Source organism: Aeromonas sp. R5-3 (assembly GCF_040908225.1).
GTDB classification, from domain to species: Bacteria; Pseudomonadota; Gammaproteobacteria; order Enterobacterales; family Aeromonadaceae; genus Aeromonas; species Aeromonas dhakensis.
This window is the reverse complement of record NZ_JBFODH010000008.1, coordinates 236,178-252,240: the sequence shown is the minus strand read 5'-3', so window position 1 is coordinate 252,240 and position 16,063 is coordinate 236,178. Positions and strand designations below refer to the sequence as shown.

The window sequence follows — 16,063 nt, the reverse complement described above, 5'->3', positions numbered from 1 at the left end:
CCCCTTTACAGCCGGGGAGTTTGTCGAGCAAGCCCTCGGCGCCATAGGTCTGGTAGTTACGGCGGATCTCGTAGAACTGCTGGCGGCTGTAGCCGATGAGCTTACAGGCTTTGCTGACGTTATTGAGCTCTTTGGCGAGCTCTAGCAGGCTGAGTTTACGACGTGCTACTTTCTCGTTGGTGGTCATACGGTGACTCCGGATAACACGGTAGGGGTACCGTTTTGTTATCCGGTTTGAAGCCGTATGACCACTCCCTTTTGTGGGCAACTGTCAGGTGAATACCATCTCCATACATCAACACCAAGAACGGTAAGAACCGGACAGTGCCCATCTCGGTTGCCTTGGCGAAAGAGATCACCCTGGGTGTTCGTCGTGGTCCTTTATTTCAGGACGTTGACTATCTGCTGGTGCGTGACGTGATCAAGCAAGTTGCCCCTGATCTGCCAGCAGGGCAGGCGGTTCATGTGCTGCGCCACACGTTCGCTTCTCACTTCATGATGGCAGGTGGAAATATCCTTGCACTGCAAAAAATACTTGGGCATCAGAACATTCATCAGACAATGACCTATGCCCACTTTGCACCGGATTATCTTAATGATGCGGTCCGCTTTAACCCGCTAGAAAACCATTTTAAACCAGCTTGATCTTCCTCGAGAATGGGTCGAAACAAGTGTCCACATTTTGCCAATTTTGGTGTCTTTTCACGTCCCGAAGTGTCCCCTTGTGTGGCACCCAATCCATTGGTTTAAATGTAAATTATTGAAATTAAAGAAATAAAAATGGCAGCCGAGGCTGCCATTTTTGTTGGGTGAGTCTTAAGCGATCAGGAGATCTTGCGATCCTGATCCGGTTCAAACGAGTGACCGGATTTCTCCTGCTCCAGGTTGTCTTCGGAGCGGTGACCAGACCAGTAGTCGGCGTTCTTGATGCCGAGCTTCTCCGGGTGGAACACCGGATCCAGCCCCTGGGCCTGCTGGGCCTCGTAGTCTTTCAGACAGGTGAAGGCGGTCTTTTGCAGCAGCAGGATGGCGATGATGTTGAGCCAGGCCATCAGGCCGACCCCGATGTCACCCATGCCCCAGGCCAGATCGGCCGTCTTGACGGTGCCGTAGACAGTGGCGGCCATCAGGGCAATCTTCAGCAGGAAGGTGAGCCAGGGGCGATTCATCTTGCGGTTGATGTAGGCGATGTTGGTCTCGGCGATGTAGTAGTAGGCAACGATGGTGGTGAACGCGAAGAAGAACAGCGCGATGGCCACGAACATGCTGCCAAAGCCAGGCATCATGCTCTCCATGGCGGTCTGCACATAGCCCGGGCCCGCAGCCACGCCGGCAATGCCGGTGTAGAGGGCCGCGCCATCCGGCCCCTGCACGTTGTAGAGGCCGGTGATGAGCAGCATGAAGCCGGTGGCGGAGCAGACGAACAGGGTGTCGATGTAGACGGAGAACGCCTGCACCAGGCCCTGCTTGGCCGGGTGGCTTACCGCGGCGGCGGAGGAGGCGTGCGGACCGGTACCCTGGCCTGCTTCGTTGGAGTAGACCCCGCGTTTGACCCCCCACATGATGGCCAGACCCAGAATGGCACCGAAGCCGGCATCCATCCCGAACGCGCTCTTCCAGATCAGCAGGATCACGCCCGGCAGCGCATGGATGTTGAGGGCGATGATGACGCAGGCGACGATGATGTAGCCCAGCGCCATGAAGGGCACCACGGTACTGGCGAAGCTGGCGATACGCTTGACGCCACCGAAGATGATGAAGCCGAGCAGCAGTGCCAGAGCGGCGGCGGTGACGTTCGGATCGATATCAAACGCGTTTTGCAGGCTGGCGCCGATGGAGTTGGCCTGCACCCCTGGCAGCAGCACGCCGCAGGCAAACACGGTGGCAATGGCGAAGGTCCAGGCGTACCACTTCATGCCGAGCCCTTTCTCGATGTAGAAGGCCGGGCCGCCGCGGTATTCGCCGTTGATCTTCTCCTTGTAGACCTGACCCAGGGTGGACTCCACGAAGGCGGAGCTGGCGCCGAGGAAGGCTACCATCCACATCCAGAACAGGGCGCCCGGGCCACCGAAGGTGATGGCGGTGGCGACCCCGGCGATGTTGCCGGTACCGACGCGACCGGCCAGGGTCATGGCCAGCGCCTGGAAGGAGGAGACCCCCGCATCCGTGCTCTTGCCATCAAACATCAAGCGGATCATCTCCTTGATGTGACGCAGTTGCAAAAAGCGGCTGCGCAGGGAGAAGTAGAGGCCTACCCCCAGACACAGGTAGATGAGCGCAGGGCTCCAAATCACACCATTGATGGCATTGACGATCTCATTCATGTACAACAACTCCTTTGTTGTGCTGTCTTGTTGGCGGGGTCTCTGCCCCGCTCCCTTAAATTTCAGGTGACCCTGGAGTCACTCGTTATGATTGGGGACCGGTCGGTGGCGGAAGTTTCCACTGGCCAGTCCGCGGGTTTTAACATATCGATTTGTGCAAGGGCTTCCTAGCGAAATATGTTGTCACCTTGTTAATTTGTGAATTGACATTAACAAATCGTGATGTGGTTGGACAAAATGCGGTGTCAACCCGGTATCATCTCCTCTTTCATCGGCATGCCCGTGGGGGAGAAGCAGAGCAAAATCGAGGCCAAGGATGCAAACAGAGAGAGAGACGGCGGTGATCCGCCCGGCCTGCGCCGGGGATGTGGCCGCCATGGCCGACTTGCTCGGCCAGCTGGGCTACCCGGTCAGCCCACAGGAGCTGGAGGACCGCTGGCTGACGCCGGATCCGGGCCGCGAGGTGCTGGTGGCCTGCCTGGATGAGGGGATCGCAGGCGTCTTGGTGTGGCACTGGCTGAACCCGCTGCACGTTGCACCAGAGTGGGGCCTGATCTCGGCGCTGGTTGTCGATGAGGGTGCAAGGGGAAGCGGCGTGGGGGCCGCCCTGTTGGCCGTGGCAGAGAGCCATGCACAGGCGCGGGGGTGCAGCCAGCTGGAGCTCTCCAGCAGCCTCAAGCGGGAAGGGGCCCATCGCTTCTATCTGGCGCAGGGGTATGTCGAGCGTCCGAAACGGTTTGTGAAAACAGTCTGATCAGCAAGAGGAGTCTGCGTGTTCTGGTCTCGCTTACGAAGTGTGTTTGGTGGTGCGTCCCGGCAAGATGAACATGGGCCGGATGCCCTGGAGTGGCAGCAGGCCCTGGCCGCAGTGCCCATTTTGCAGGGCTTTTCCCGGGAGGAGGAGCAGACCCTGATCGGGTTGGCGCAGCAGCTGCTGGCCCGCAAGACCCTCACTCAGATCGGGGTGACGCTTACCCCCCGCCAGCAGGCGGTGCTGGCCCTGCAGGCGGTGCTGCCCATTCTCCATCTGGGGCTCGACTGGTATCGGGGCTTTCACGAGATCATCCTGATCCCCGAGCCTGTGGTGCGCCGCCAGCAGGTACAGGACGAGTTCGGGCTGGTGAGCGAGGTGGAAGAGGAGAACGCCGGCGAATCCTGGCCCCAGGGGCCGCTGGTACTGGCCTGGAGCGAGCTGCAGCAGGACGGTGACTGGGACGGCTTCAATCTGGTGATCCACGAGCTGACTCACAAGCTCGACATGCTGGGAGGGGAGGCCGACGGGGCGCCGCCGCTGCCGGCAGGCATGGATCCGCGCCAGTGGACGAGTGCGCTGCAGGCAGCATTCGATGCCATGCAGGCGCAACTGGATCGCCATGAGCCTACCGCCATCGACCCTTACGCCGCCTCGCACCCGGCCGAGTTCTTGGCGGTGTGCAGCGAGTGCTTTTTTACCGATCCGTTGCGCCTGCGCGACACCTATCCGGCGGTGTACCAGCAGTTCACCCGCTTCTTCGGCCAGCAGCCGGCGACGCGTTTTCCGGCGACCCGACTGCTGGCGGGGGAGCCAGAGTATCACTGCTAGTCGGGTGAACCTGGCAAATTGCGCCCAACAAAAAGGCACCCCGCGGGGTGCCTTTTTCGTGACAGCTGTGTCGGCCGGGTGCTTAGGCAGCGGCTTTGAGCTGAATGGCGGCGGCTTTTTTGTGATCGCCGATCGGCAGCACGGTACGGCCGAACTGCTCGTTGATCACGGTGGCCATGGCCAGGTAGATGGCGCTGGCGCCGCAGATGATGCCTTCGAAACCGGCGATGGTGCCGATCAGGGTGCTGCCGGTGAAGTCACGGGCGGCCAGCAGGAAGAACAGCACGGTCAGGGAGGCGAACACGAACTGCTTCACGCGCGGGTAGTTGACGGTCCCGATCAGCATGAACAGGGTGAACATGCCCCACATCAGCAGGTACCAGCCCATGTAGGCGTGCGGAGTGGCTTCGGCCAGACCCATGGTCGGCATCACCAGCAGGAACACCAGGCTCCACCAGAAGGTGCCGTAGGAGATGAAGGCAGTCACACCGAAGGTGTTGCCGCGCTTGTACTCCATGATACCGGCGATGATCTGGGCCAGACCGCCATAGCACAGGCCCATAGCCAGGATCATGGCGCTGATGGGGAAGAAACCTGCGTTATGGATGTTCAGCAGAATGGTGGTCATACCGAAACCCATCAGACCCAGAGGGGCAGGGTTGGCCAATTTTTCGCTCACGTGGCGTTCTCCAAAAATAGAGGTGGGGGTTGATAAAAGACGCGCGATTTTAGGCAGGCTCTTGGCCTCGGGCAAGAGGCGGAAGGGACGAAACAGTAAAAAAATAACGGAATCTTTTGCCCGGCTGACCATTCGTGCGATCCAGGTAGATGGCAGGTAAATGAATGGTGCGGACAAGGTTGATAAATTGTATTGAGCGGAACGTTTCTGAAAGTTTCATACAGCTCGAGGCGATGGGCTGAGCCGCGCTGTCTACCGTATTTTCATCGCCAAACCTGAGCACACCTGAGGCCAAAAAATACGCTCATATGCCATCAGACAAGAGGCGTCAATAACCGGTTCAATACAAGCAGCCTGACTGCCTGTCCGCGGCTTCGGCATGGTTGAGCAAGGGGCATTGCGCCAGGCGAGTGAGCTGACGAGGTGGATATCTGAAACAAAGGGTCAGGATGGGGGTGATAAAGTGTTGAACGCGAGCTTGGGTTCTGCAGTTGGCCTTATGCAGTGACGCAGATTGTTGCTGGATAGCCGAGAGGGCTGGCCGGATGAAGGGGGAAAGAAGGAACGCGGGCATGTGCTCGGCAACAGCCCTCGAAAGAAGGGCTCAATCCCAAAGAAGAGGGGGAATGGCATCCCCTCATCCTGCTGATGTCACCGGCTCAATCGTCCAGGGTCAGCACCACCTTGGCCTCCTTGTCGGCCTCCCTGACCTGGCTGTCCAGCACAAACAGCCGCTCCGGCGCGATCCCCTGGCGGTCTACCAGAAACTCCTTGGTGTTCTGGGCGCGGCGCATGGCCAGATTGCGCAGGGACTTGGCGGTGATGAGCTGCTGATCCCGCAGCAGGAGCACCGCCTGGGCGCGCAGGGCCGGACTCGCCTCATCGAGCTTCAGCCGATCGGCCAGATCCCCGACATCTTCGTTGAAACGCGCCTCATAGGCCTCTGCCAGTGCCGATTGCATGGCGGGGTCCTGCTCCAGCAGATCGAGATCCACCGGGTTGCCGGTGATCTTGGCCAGCACCCTCTCGAGCTTCTGGCGCTGCAAGATGGGGCGTTCCTCGTTGAAGTTGACCTTGCCGCGAATGTTCATGCTGAGTTTGGGCCTGTCCTTGAGGGCCTGTGCCAGCTTGGTCAGCTTCTGCTGCTGGGTGGGGGTGAGATCCGGCTCACCGGGCAGGAAGGGCAGCTCGTCCAGATCCTCGCTGCCACCCGCGAGGGAGGCGAGCAGCGAGAAGGGGGAGGTGACCGCCTTGCGCAGGGTGTTGCCTAGCACGTCCCAGAAGATGTTGCCGAGGCTGAAGTCAGGCTGATCCAGATTGCCCTTCACTTTCAGGTTCATCTGGATGACGCCGTTGGCATCGCTCAGCAGGGCAACCGCCAGCCCCAGCGGCAGATCCTTGGCCTGCTCGCTCTTGACCTTTTCCCCCAGCTGCAACTTCTTGATGGTGATGTCGTTGTCCCCCTCCAGCCGGTTGCCGTGCAACTGGTAGTTGAGCTTCATGGAGAGCTGGCCCTTGTCGATGGCGTAACCGGCGTAGGTGCTGGAGTAGGGGGTGAAGGTGGTGAGCTCCAGGTTGTTGAAGGTGACGGCCACGTCCAGCACCGGCTGCTCGATCAGCAGGTTGGTGCCGCCGCGAATGGTTACCGGGGCGTAGCGGTCCACCTTGCCGTTGAAGGCCAGCTCGGAGCGCTGGCCCGGGATGTTGCTGATGTGGCGACTCTGGCCGCTGAGGGAGGCGATGTCCACCACGAATTCCGGGCTCAGGCTGCGATCGGCAAAGCGCAGGTTGCCCTGCTCGGTGCGCACCTGGGCGATGCTGACGCGGGGGGCCGGGCCGCTGCTGGCGGGCTTGCCCGTGGCCGGTTGCGGCAGCAGCAGTTGCTGCACGTTGGTGACCCTGTCCTCGTTGATCTCGATGCGGGCGAAGGGTTTGCGCAGCAGGATGTCGTCGATCTTCACCTGCTGGCTGATGCCGTCGTAGTGCAGGCCGCTCAGTTGCAGTTGCTCAATTTGCAGCAGGCGCTGGTTGTCGGCCCGATCCAGCACGTTGAGTCGATCGATATCGAGCCCGCCGCTCAGCTCCAGCTTGCTCAATGCCCCCTTGGCATCGGTGGCCAGCGCCAGCTTGGTGCGGCTGGCAAGCTGGCCGTCGCGCACACTGATGCGCAGCAGATCTTGCAGGTAGGGCTGGGCCCAGCTGAGCGGCAGACCCTGTTGTTTGATCTCGCCGTTGAGGCTGAATGGGGCGAGGGCGAGGTCGCCGTCAAAGTCCAGTTTTGCCTGGTTGTTGAGCGCCCCGCTCAAGGTGAGCGGGCTGCTCTGTCCGCTCTGACTGCCCAGCGGCCCCAGAGCCAGCGTCAGGGCGGAGAGCTCGCGCAGCAGCGGCTTGCCGCTGCTCGATTCGGTCAGCTTGAGCTGGCCCTGTTCGATGCGGGTCTGCTTGAGGCTCCAGCGCCAGGGTTTGGCAGGGGCGGCCGGTTTGGCGGCTTTACTGGTTTTGACCGGCGGCTGCGGGATCAGCAGGGTCGCCAGATCCAGCTGCTGGTTGGCATCGAGCACGGCACTGACGGTCGGGGCCTTGAGCGTCACCCGGTCGATCTGCAGCGCCTGCTTGTTGCCGTCGAGCGCGATGCCGGTCAGCGCCAGCTGCTTGAAGCGGGCAAATTCGCCGCCCTTGCGGCGCTGAAGCTGCCAGTCATTGAGGGTCAGCTTGCCCTTGGAGAGTTGCCAGCCCAGCCCCTGCTTGCCCTCGGCTATCTGGTAGGCAAGCTCGGCGTTGGCCTCGCCCCTGGCAAGCTTGATATCGAGATAGGGGGCCCAGAGCGGGGCGAAGGGGGTGAGGGCCAGTTTGCCCAGGCTGATCTTACCCTTGCCGGCGCCGCTCATGATGTCGAGCTCGCCGCACGCCTTGAGTGGACTCTGCTTATTGAGGGTGGCTCCGAGCACGAAAGGGTTGGCGCGGCCCAGGGCGGTGGAGAAGGTCGGCAATTGCAGGTCGAGCCCGCTCAGGGTCAGGGTGGGCACCCAGCCGGGGCTGCTCTGCTTGCGGCTGTCCTGATAGGTGATGTGACCCTGCTCGGCCGCCAGCCGGTTGATCTGCACCAGGAGTGGGGCGCCGCTGTCGGTGGTCGCGGCGTCACCCGGTGCGAGCAGGCTGGCCAGCGCCTCGGTCAGGTTGAAGCGAGCGTCTTGGCCGTGATCCGCCAGTCGCACCAGATTGACCGTCGGCTTGACCAGCAGTGCCTCATCGAGGATCAGGGCGCGCTGGCGCCAGCTTTCCCCTATCAGGGGGGTGAGCTGCAAGCGATCGAAGGCGACGAGGGGCTGCTGCTGGTCATCAAACAGGGTGGTGGGGCCGATGGCGAGGGAGGGGTGGCGCAGGCCGACGTCAATCTCCCCCAGGGTCAGGTGCAGACCGTAGTGTTTGGCCAGCCAGGCCGGCAGGTGGCGCTGGGTGAGGGTGGGGGCTTGCCATAACAGAATGAGCAGAGAACAGAGCAGGGCGGCGCAGAAGTAGAGAGCGTAGCGCAGCAGGCAGGCACGCAGGGGCTTGGGCATGAGGGTCTCCAATTGATGCGCATAGGGTAACAAACTTTCAGGTCATTATCATGGTGCCACTTGATTCTGTACGCCGTACCTTGTCCAGAGGCTTGCCAGTTTTCCGCTCTTTTCCAGCGCATCCAGCCACAGCTCCAGCTGCTGCACCGAGACTCTGCTATCCGGGCTGAGCAGGGCTCGCAGCGCGTATTGCTGATCCCATTTGTCCGATCGCAGCAGTCGTGCGGCCTGTTCCGGCTGTTCTTTCTCGAACTGGTTGAGGTAGGAGAGGTTGATGATGGCCACCTCGCCGCGCCCCTTGAACAGCCCCTGCAGGGCGCTGACGTTGTCCTTGACCAGGGTGATGTTGAAACGTCGCTTCATGTTGCCCGGTGTCGCGTCGAAGTCGGCGATGCCGTAGTGATAGCCGCTGACCCCGATCAGCTGGCGTCGCTCCAGATGATCAAAGAAGGATTGATCCCGCCCCGGCGCCTTGAGCGCAACATAGATCTCCCCACCCAGCAGCAGCGGACGGGTCATCAGCACCTCATCGGCATGCCAGTCCCAATGGATGTCTTCAAACAGGATCAGGGAGAAACGACCGAGGGCCAGCGCCTGGTAGCGGTGAGTGGCGGAGGTGGGCACGAAGACGAAACGCACGTCCCGCTGGATGTCGTTGAGCTGGGCAATAAGATCCAGGGTCAGCCCGTGATAGCCGTCGTTCGCATCCTTGATCACAAAGGGGGCATAGGGGTAGCCACCGACCCGGATCACAGGGTGGCCCCATGCCCCGCAGCAGAGCAGCAGCAACAACCAGCACCAGCGTTTCATCGGGGCTCCCGGGAGGGGGTAAATAACCCCAGATTCGGTTAATCTGCGCCAGTTTTCAAGCCGTTAAGGGAATTTACGCAGCGCTGCTCGGCCGCCTCCAGCTCGGCCATCACCATCTGGATATCCTCCAGCTGCTGGCGCAGGGAGTGGCGCTTGGTTTCGATGAGCTGGATCATGGAGTTGAGCTGGGTCTTGCTGGAGCGGTCGGTGTCATACATGTCGAACAGCTCGCGGATCTCCGCCAGGCTGAAGCCGAGGCGTTTGCCGCGCAGGGTCAGCTTGAGGCGGATCTTGTCCTTGTGGCTGTAGATGCGGGTCTGTCCCTCCCGGGTCGGGGTGATGAGCCCCTCGTCCTCGTAGTAGCGGATGGTGCGCGGGGTGATGTCAAACTCGTGAGCCAGCTCGGAGATGCTGTAGGTCACCTCCTTGCCGGCGAGTCCGTGGGCGAGGGTATTGGGCATGGCGGGGCTCCTTAGTGCGGGGATGAGTGCGGGGATGGCTGGCACAGCCGCGTGCGCAGCCGCTCGGCGTTGGCGTGCAGGGCCCGGCCGACCCGCGAGCCGTTGGGGCGGCCGAGCTGTTCGCTGACCCACTGGCCGGTGGCGGCCAGCTTGTCGAGATCGACGCCTGTGCTCATGCCAAGGCCGTGCAGCAGATAGACCACCTCCTCCGAGGCGACGTTGCCGGAGGCGCCGGGGGCATAGGGGCAGCCGCCGAGCCCGGCCACCGAGCTGTCGATGGTGCGGATGCCGCGCTCCAGCGCCGGCAGCAGGTTGGCCAGCCCCTGGCCATAGGTGTCGTGAAAATGGACGGCCAGCCGGCCGGCCGGGATCTCGTGCAGCACCGCATCCAGCATGGGGGCCACCGTGCCCGGGGTGCCGACGCCGATGGTGTCGCCGAGGGATATCTCGTGGCAGCCCAGATCCAGCAGTCGCTCGGCCATGGCGGCGACCCGCTTGGGCCGGGTCGGGCCGTCGAACGGGCAGGCGATGACGGTGGAGAGGTAGCCGCGCACCTTGATGCCGAGGCTGCGCGCCTCCTGCACCAGGGGGGCGAAGCGCACCAGCGACTCCTCCACGCTGATGCCGATGTTGGCCCGGGTAAAGCCGTCGGAGCAGGCAGTGAAGAGGCCTATCTCGTCGGCGCGGGCGGCGATGGCGGCCTGCAGCCCCTGCAGATTGGGCACCAGGGCGCCGTAACGGGTTGCAACCTTGCGCGGCAGGGCGTCGAACAGTGCGGCGGAATCCGCCATCTGCGGCACCTTTTTGGGGGAGACGAAGGCGCCCACCTCGATGCGCTGCAGCCCGCTCTCGGCCAGCCGGGCGATGAGCTCCAGCCGCTGCACCAGCGAGAGGGTCGCAGTTTCATTTTGCAGGCCGTCCCGCGGCCCCATCTCCACCAGGCTGACCTTGTCGTCCCGGTTCTCCCGTGCTCGGTTCATGAGCGCACCTCCTGCTCGGTCTGCTCTTCGGCAAAACGCACCAGCACGGCGCCCTGACTCACCTGTTCGCCCTGGCGGCACTGCAGCGCTTCGATCACCCCATCCCGGTCGGCCTTGAGGACGTGCTCCATCTTCATCGCCTCCAGCACCAGCAGGGGCTGCCCCTTGCTGACCGGCTGGCCGGCCTCGACCTGCAGCGCCACCACTATGCCGTGCATGGGGGCCAGGATGCCGGCACCGCCGCCCATCTCGTGATCATGGTGCAGTTGATGATGCTGATCATCGGCCGAGAAGCGGATGCGTCTGCCCGCCAGTTGCAGCAGATAGTCGCCCTCGCCGAGGGACTGCAGCGGGTAGCGCAGCCAGTTGCCGTCCTGCTGCAGGCGTATGTGATCCGGCCCAAGCTCGAACGGGATCTGTTCACCCTGCCAGAGCAGGGCGCCTGCCCGCTCGGTGAGGGTCAACACCCGGGCCTCCTCGTCGATGCGCACCGCTGCGCTGAAGCTGCGGGTGGGGCCGAGCCGAAAGCCTGTTGCCTGCTGCCAGGGGGAGGCATCGCGCTGGCGACTGGCGAGCCAGAGGGCGGCCAGCGGCCAGGCGAGCGCCGGAACGGGCAGAGTATCGGTGGGAATGGGCCACTGGGTGTGGTGGCCCATCGCCAGCACCTCTGGCTCTTCGCACAGGCGCAGCAAGAGCGGACCGTTGTGCACCAAGGGGCCGAGTTCCAGCGCCGCCAGCGCGTCGGCCAGGCTGGCAAAGGCCTCGCTGCGGCTCGGTGCATGGGCGATCAGCTTGGCGATCATGGGATCGTAATAGGTGCTCACCTCATCGCCAGCGGTAACGCCGGTGTCGATGCGCACGCCATCCGGCCAGTGGAGCCAGTGGATAGGCCCGCTGGCAGGCAGAAAACCGGCCGCCACATCCTCGGCGTAGAGGCGCGCCTCCACCGCATGGCCGCGCAGCACCACCTCATCCTGGGTGAGTGGCAGTGGCTTGCCCTCAGCCACGGCCAGTTGCCAAGCCACCAGATCCTGCCCGGTCACCGCTTCGGTGACCGGATGTTCCACCTGCAGCCGGGTGTTCATCTCCATAAAGAAGAACTCATCCTTGCAGAGCAGGAACTCGATGGTGCCAGCCCCCTGATAGTGGATGGCCTTGGCTGCGGCCACGGCTGCCTCCCCCATGGCGCGGCGCAGAGCCGGAGGGATGTCGGGGGCGGGCGCCTCTTCGATCACCTTCTGATGGCGTCGCTGCAAGGAGCAGTCCCTGTCCCCCAGATAGATGGCGTTGCCGAGGCTATCGGCAAAAACCTGCACCTCTACATGGCGAGCTTGGGACAGATAGCGCTCCAGCAGCACCAGATCGTCACCAAAGGCAGCCTTGGCTTCCCGTTTGACTGCCGCCAGCGACTCGTCAAAGTCGGCCAGCTGATCGACCCGACGCATCCCCTTGCCACCGCCGCCACTGGCTGCCTTGATAAGTAGCGGGAAGCCAATCTGGCTTGCCTGATCGCGCAAGAAGTCCGGTCGTTGATCCGTGCCGTGATAGCCGGGCAGCACAGGTACGCCGGCGGCCTGCATCAGCGCCTTGGCTCCCGATTTGTCGCCCATGGCGAGAATGGCGGCGCCGCTTGGGCCGACAAAGCGCAGGCCGCGCTGTTCGCAGGCGGTGGCAAAGTCGCTGTTTTCCGACAGAAAGCCGTAACCGGGATGGATGGCATCGGCGTGCGCCTCTTTGGCAATCTTCAGCACCTTGCCGGTGTCGAGATAGCTCTCTCTGGCCGGTGCGGGCCCCAGATGCCAGGCCTCATCGGCCAGACGGGTGTGCATGGCATGGGCGTCGGCATCGGAGTAGAGGGCGATGGTGTGAATGCCGAGGCGTTTCGCCGTTTTGATGATGCGCACAGCAATCTCGCCGCGATTGGCAATCAGCAGGCGTTTAATTTGAGTGTGATGGGTCATGTCTCATCCTTGAAACGGGGACGCCAGGCGGGAGGGCGTTTGTCAAAGAAGGCCTGCATCCCCTCCTGGGCTTCGAGTCCCACCCGAACCCGGGCAATGGTCTCGACAGTTTTCTCTTCGTGCAGGCGGGAAGGATGGGCCTCTATGGCCGCCAGCAGTCGTTTGGTCTCTTTCATCGCTTCCGGCCCGTTGCGGCACAGACGAAGGGCCTGCGCCCGTCCCTCCGCCAGCAGTTGATCCGGTTGGCAGAGTTGATGTGCCACATTGAGCCGACAGGCGGTGATGGCATCGAACGGCTCGGCACTGAGCATGTAGCGGCGCGCCTGACGCATTCCCATGGCACGTACCACGTAAGGGCTGATCACCGCAGGCACTAGACCCAGGCTCACCTCTGAGAGGCAGAAGCGCGCATCATCGCTGGCCAACACCAGATCGCAGGCACAAATCAGCCCCAGCGCCCCGCCATAGGCGGCCCCTTGCACCAGCGCCACCGTGGGGAAGGGGAGCTCGTCGAGGGTCTGCATCAGCCGTGCCAATACCCGGGCGTCTTCGCGATTGTGTTCGAAATCGGCGTGAGCCAGATTGCGCATCCAGTTGAGATCGGCACCCGCGCAAAAGTGTTTGCCCTCTGCCCGCAGCAGCAGGGCGTGGGGGCGTTCGGCAAGATCATGACCGTGGAGATGGGCCAGATCATCGAGGCAGTCGAGCAGCCCCAGCATCAGGTCGGCATCAAAGGCGTTGTGGCGGGCCGGGCGCGACAGCACCAGCTCGGCCAGCGGGCCGTGTCGCTCCAGCCGAAAACCGGGCTGGATGTCGTGACTGAATGGATCGGACATGTGAACTCCTTACATCCGGAAGATGCCGTACTGTTCCGGGCCGGTCTCGGCCCCCTGACAGGCCGCCAGCGCCAACGCCAGCACGGTGCGGCTCTGGGCCGGGTCGATGACGCCGTCATCCCACAACCGAGCGCTGGCGTAGTAGGGGTGACCCTGACGCTCGTACTGCTCGATCACCGGCGCGCGGATGGCGGCCGCCTCCTGCTCGCTCAGGCTCTTGCCCTCGGCGGTCAGCTTGTCCCGGCGCACCTGCACCAGCACTCCGGCCGCCTGCTCGCCGCCCATGACGGAGATGCGGCTGTTGGGCCAGCTGAACAGAAAATCGGGGTCGTAGGCACGCCCGCACATGCCGTAGTTGCCGGCGCCAAAGCTGCCGCCGACGACCAGGGTGATCTTGGGGACCCGGCTGCAGGCCACCGCAGTGACCAGCTTGGCGCCGTGCTTGGCGATCCCTTCGCGCTCAGCCGAGCTGCCTACCATAAAGCCGGTGATGTTCTGCAAAAAGAGCAACGGAATGGCGCGCCGGTTGCAGAGCTGGATGAAGTGGGCTCCCTTCTGGGCGCTGTCGCTGTGCAGCACCCCGTTGTTGGCGAGGATCCCCACCGGCATGCCGCAGATCCGGGCAAAACCGGTGACCAGGGTGGTGCCGAACAGCGCCTTGAATTCGTCAAAGTCCGAGCCATCCACCAGTCGGGCGATCAGCTCCCGCGCGTCATAGGGGCGCTTGAGGCTGGTGCCCACCAGGCCGTAGAGCTCCTCGATGGGGTAGCAGGGGGGCTCGTAGCCGGGGTTGGTCTCTACCGGCTCATTGCCCAGGTGGGTCACCAGGGTGCGGGCGATGGCCAGGGCATGGGCATCGTCGCGGGCCATGTGATCCGCCACCCCGGAGTGGGCGCAGTGCACCTCGGCGCCGCCCAGGGCCTCGGCGCTGATCTCCTCGCCGGTGGCCGCCTTGACCAGCGGCGGGCCCGCCAGAAAGATGGTGGCCTGTTCTTTGACCATGATCGACTCGTCCGCCATGGCGGGCACATAGGCGCCGCCTGCGGTGCAGAGCCCCATCACCACCGCCAACTGGGGGATGTTCTGGGCCGACATGCGGGCCTGGTTGTAGAAGATGCGGCCAAAGTGATCCCGGTCGGGGAACACCTCATCCTGCATCGGCAAGAAGGCGCCGCCGGAATCTACCAGATAGAGGCAGGGGAGGCGCAGCCGCTCGGCGATGGCCTGGGCGCGCAGGTGTTTTTTCACCGTGAGCGGGTAGTAGGTGCCGCCTTTCACAGTTGCATCGTTCACCACCAGCATGCAGAGTCTGCCCGAGACCCGGCCGATGCCGGTGATGATGCCGGCGGCGGGTACCGACTCGTCATAGACCTGCCAGCCAGCCAGCGCCGAGAGTTCGAGAAACGGGGAGCCCGGGTCCAGCAGCTGATTGATGCGCTCGCGGGGCAGCAGCTTGCCACGGGCCAGATGGCGGGCGTTGTTGGCCGCGCCGCCCCCTAGCGCGATCTCGGCAATGCGAATATGGAGATCGTCGACCAGCCCCTGCATGGCGGTCCGATTGGCCGCATATTCCGGACTCGCCGTGTCGAGGCGGGAGTGGAGCCTGCTCATGCGTTATCTCCCATCAGCTCGCGGCCGATGAGCCAGCGGCGGATCTCCGAGGTGCCGGCGCCTATTTCGTAGAGCTTGGCGTCCCGCAGCAGGCGGCCGGTGGGGTATTCGTTGATGTAGCCGTTGCCGCCGAGCAGCTGGATGGCATCGAGCGCCATCTGGGTGGCATTTTCGGCGGCAAACAGGATGGCGGCGGCGCAATCCTTGCGGCTGGTGCGGCCCTGATCGCAGGCGCTCGCCACCGAATAGACCAGCGCCCGGCTGCTGGCGAGGCGGGTATACATGTCGGCAAGCTTGCCCTGCACCAGCTGGAACTCACCGATGGGCTGGCCGAACTGCTTGCGCTCGCGCACATAGGGCAGCACCACGTCCATGCAGGCCTGCATGATGCCGAGCGGGCCGGCCGCCAGCACTACCCGCTCGTAATCGAGACCGCTCATCAACACCTTGACCCCGCCGTGCAGGGGGCCCAGCAGGTTCTCCTGCGGCACCCGGCAGTTGTCGAACACCAGCTCGCAGGTGCTGGAGCCGCGCATGCCGAGCTTGTCGAGCTTCTGGGCGGTGGAGAAACCGGGAGTGCCCGCCTCGACGATAAAGGCAGAAATCCCTTTGGGCCCGGCGGCGGGATCCGTCTTGGCATAGATGACGAAGGTGTCGGCATCGGGCCCGTTGGTGATCCACATCTTGTTGCCGTTGAGCACGAAGTGATCCCCATCGCGCACCGCAGTGAGGCGCATGCTCACCACGTCGGAGCCGGCACCCGGCTCGCTCATGGCCAGCGCCCCCACATGCTCGCCGCTCACCAGCGGCGGCAGGTAGCGCGCTTTCTGCGCCGGCGTGCCGTGGCGGTGGATCTGGTTGATGCAGAGGTTGGAGTGGGCGCCGTAGGAGAGGCCGACCGAGGCGCTGGCGCGGCTCACCTGCTCCATCACCAGCACATGGGCCAGATAGCCGAGATTCACCCCGTCATACTCCTCCGCCACCGTGATGCCGTGCAGCCCCAGCTCACCCATCCGGGGCCAGAGATCACGGGGGAAGGTGTTGCTCTGATCGATCTCGCTGGCGCGCGGGGCGATCACTTTCTGGCAGAAAGCCGCAACCTGTTCGGTCAGGGCATTCAGGGTCTCGTCCATCACTGCATGCATCCTTGCTCTCCTCATATGAAGGGGGTGACAGCCTGGCGGCCGAGCTGAAACAGGGGGCCAAACTGGTCAGTCCATTTGTGATTTAAGTTTACGTTAGCGTAAACGTAAATTGAT

Annotated in this window: 13 protein-coding genes and 1 pseudogene; 3 read left to right on the top strand and 11 right to left on the bottom strand. The window is 63.2% G+C overall.

The features are described 5' to 3' along the window. Window positions 1-187, bottom strand: a 187-nt coding sequence (locus tag AB5Y95_RS04030; RefSeq protein ID WP_139127921.1) for a helix-turn-helix domain-containing protein, incomplete at its 3' end; no start/stop codon positions are given. Window positions 188-291: 104 nt separating this feature from the next. Here AB5Y95_RS04030 and AB5Y95_RS04025 point away from each other — a divergent pair. Then, window positions 292-645: pseudogene (locus tag AB5Y95_RS04025) on the top strand (tyrosine-type recombinase/integrase); the annotation flags it as partial. A gap of 179 nt (window positions 646-824) precedes the next feature. On the opposite strand, the gene AB5Y95_RS04020 reads toward AB5Y95_RS04025, so the two are convergent. Next, window positions 825-2,324 carry a sodium:alanine symporter family protein gene (locus tag AB5Y95_RS04020; protein ID WP_017764317.1) on the bottom strand — a complete coding sequence of 500 codons (1,500 nt, stop codon included), beginning with the start codon at window positions 2,322-2,324 and terminating at the stop codon, window positions 825-827. 316 nt (window positions 2,325-2,640) lie between these two features. Here AB5Y95_RS04020 and AB5Y95_RS04015 point away from each other — a divergent pair, with 316 nt between their 5' ends. Both AB5Y95_RS04015 and AB5Y95_RS04010 read left to right on the top strand, forming a co-directional pair. After that, the gene (locus tag AB5Y95_RS04015; protein WP_368159557.1) at window positions 2,641-3,078 is read left to right on the top strand and encodes a GNAT family N-acetyltransferase; all 438 of its coding nucleotides are present in this window, start codon (window positions 2,641-2,643) and stop codon (window positions 3,076-3,078) included. Between the two features lie 18 nt (window positions 3,079-3,096). Next, the gene (locus tag AB5Y95_RS04010; protein ID WP_368159556.1) at window positions 3,097-3,906 is read left to right on the top strand and encodes a zinc-dependent peptidase; all 810 of its coding nucleotides are present in this window, start codon (window positions 3,097-3,099) and stop codon (window positions 3,904-3,906) included. 82 nt (window positions 3,907-3,988) lie between these two features. On the opposite strand, the gene AB5Y95_RS04005 is transcribed toward AB5Y95_RS04010, so the two are convergent. The 9 genes from AB5Y95_RS04005 to AB5Y95_RS03965 form a co-directional block, all read right to left on the bottom strand. Continuing rightward, window positions 3,989-4,585 carry an acetate uptake transporter gene (locus AB5Y95_RS04005; RefSeq protein ID WP_368159555.1) on the bottom strand — a complete coding sequence of 199 codons (597 nt, stop codon included), beginning with the start codon at window positions 4,583-4,585 and terminating at the stop codon, window positions 3,989-3,991. Window positions 4,586-5,244: 659 nt separating this feature from the next. Continuing rightward, a complete protein-coding gene (locus AB5Y95_RS04000) occupies window positions 5,245-8,145 on the bottom strand; it encodes a DUF748 domain-containing protein (protein WP_368159554.1) in 2,901 nt (966 codons plus the stop codon). 48 nt (window positions 8,146-8,193) lie between these two features. Then, window positions 8,194-8,955, bottom strand: a complete 762-nt coding sequence (locus AB5Y95_RS03995) for a transporter substrate-binding domain-containing protein (RefSeq protein WP_017784745.1) — start codon at window positions 8,953-8,955, stop codon at window positions 8,194-8,196. Between the two features lie 38 nt (window positions 8,956-8,993). Beyond that, window positions 8,994-9,416, bottom strand: coding sequence for a MerR family DNA-binding transcriptional regulator (locus tag AB5Y95_RS03990; protein ID WP_005301493.1), 423 nt, complete (start codon window positions 9,414-9,416; stop codon window positions 8,994-8,996). 11 nt (window positions 9,417-9,427) lie between these two features. Continuing rightward, window positions 9,428-10,396 carry a hydroxymethylglutaryl-CoA lyase gene (locus tag AB5Y95_RS03985; RefSeq protein WP_368159553.1) on the bottom strand — a complete coding sequence of 323 codons (969 nt, stop codon included), beginning with the start codon at window positions 10,394-10,396 and terminating at the stop codon, window positions 9,428-9,430. Beyond that, the gene (locus AB5Y95_RS03980; protein WP_368159552.1) at window positions 10,393-12,357 is read right to left on the bottom strand and encodes a biotin carboxylase N-terminal domain-containing protein; all 1,965 of its coding nucleotides are present in this window, start codon (window positions 12,355-12,357) and stop codon (window positions 10,393-10,395) included. The genes AB5Y95_RS03985 and AB5Y95_RS03980 overlap by 4 nt, the downstream gene beginning before the upstream one ends. Then, complete coding sequence (locus AB5Y95_RS03975) at window positions 12,354-13,193, bottom strand: enoyl-CoA hydratase-related protein (protein WP_368159551.1); 840 nt, start codon at window positions 13,191-13,193, stop codon at window positions 12,354-12,356. Before AB5Y95_RS03975 ends, AB5Y95_RS03980 begins: the two co-directional genes overlap by 4 nt. A 9-nt stretch (window positions 13,194-13,202) precedes the next feature. Further along, the gene (locus tag AB5Y95_RS03970) at window positions 13,203-14,804 is read right to left on the bottom strand and encodes a carboxyl transferase domain-containing protein (protein ID WP_368159550.1); all 1,602 of its coding nucleotides are present in this window, start codon (window positions 14,802-14,804) and stop codon (window positions 13,203-13,205) included. Continuing rightward, complete coding sequence (locus AB5Y95_RS03965) at window positions 14,801-15,949, bottom strand: isovaleryl-CoA dehydrogenase (RefSeq protein ID WP_368159549.1); 1,149 nt, start codon at window positions 15,947-15,949, stop codon at window positions 14,801-14,803. Before AB5Y95_RS03965 ends, AB5Y95_RS03970 begins: the two co-directional genes overlap by 4 nt. Between the last annotated feature and the right edge of the window lie 114 nt (window positions 15,950-16,063).

Coding starts and splice junctions, on each gene's coding strand:
- AB5Y95_RS04015 (WP_368159557.1), top strand. CDS start 2,641: ATGCAAACAGAGAGAGAGACGGCGGTGATCCGCCCGGCCTGCGCCGGG.
- AB5Y95_RS03980 (WP_368159552.1), bottom strand. CDS start 12,357: ATGACCCATCACACTCAAATTAAACGCCTGCTGATTGCCAATCGCGGC.
- AB5Y95_RS03965 (WP_368159549.1), bottom strand. CDS start 15,949: ATGCATGCAGTGATGGACGAGACCCTGAATGCCCTGACCGAACAGGTT.
- AB5Y95_RS03995 (WP_017784745.1), bottom strand. CDS start 8,955: ATGAAACGCTGGTGCTGGTTGTTGCTGCTGCTCTGCTGCGGGGCATGG.
- AB5Y95_RS03975 (WP_368159551.1), bottom strand. CDS start 13,193: ATGTCCGATCCATTCAGTCACGACATCCAGCCCGGTTTTCGGCTGGAG.
- AB5Y95_RS03990 (WP_005301493.1), bottom strand. CDS start 9,416: ATGCCCAATACCCTCGCCCACGGACTCGCCGGCAAGGAGGTGACCTAC.
- AB5Y95_RS04020 (WP_017764317.1), bottom strand. CDS start 2,324: ATGAATGAGATCGTCAATGCCATCAATGGTGTGATTTGGAGCCCTGCG.
- AB5Y95_RS03970 (WP_368159550.1), bottom strand. CDS start 14,804: ATGAGCAGGCTCCACTCCCGCCTCGACACGGCGAGTCCGGAATATGCG.
- AB5Y95_RS04000 (WP_368159554.1), bottom strand. CDS start 8,145: ATGCCCAAGCCCCTGCGTGCCTGCCTGCTGCGCTACGCTCTCTACTTC.
- AB5Y95_RS03985 (WP_368159553.1), bottom strand. CDS start 10,396: ATGAACCGAGCACGGGAGAACCGGGACGACAAGGTCAGCCTGGTGGAG.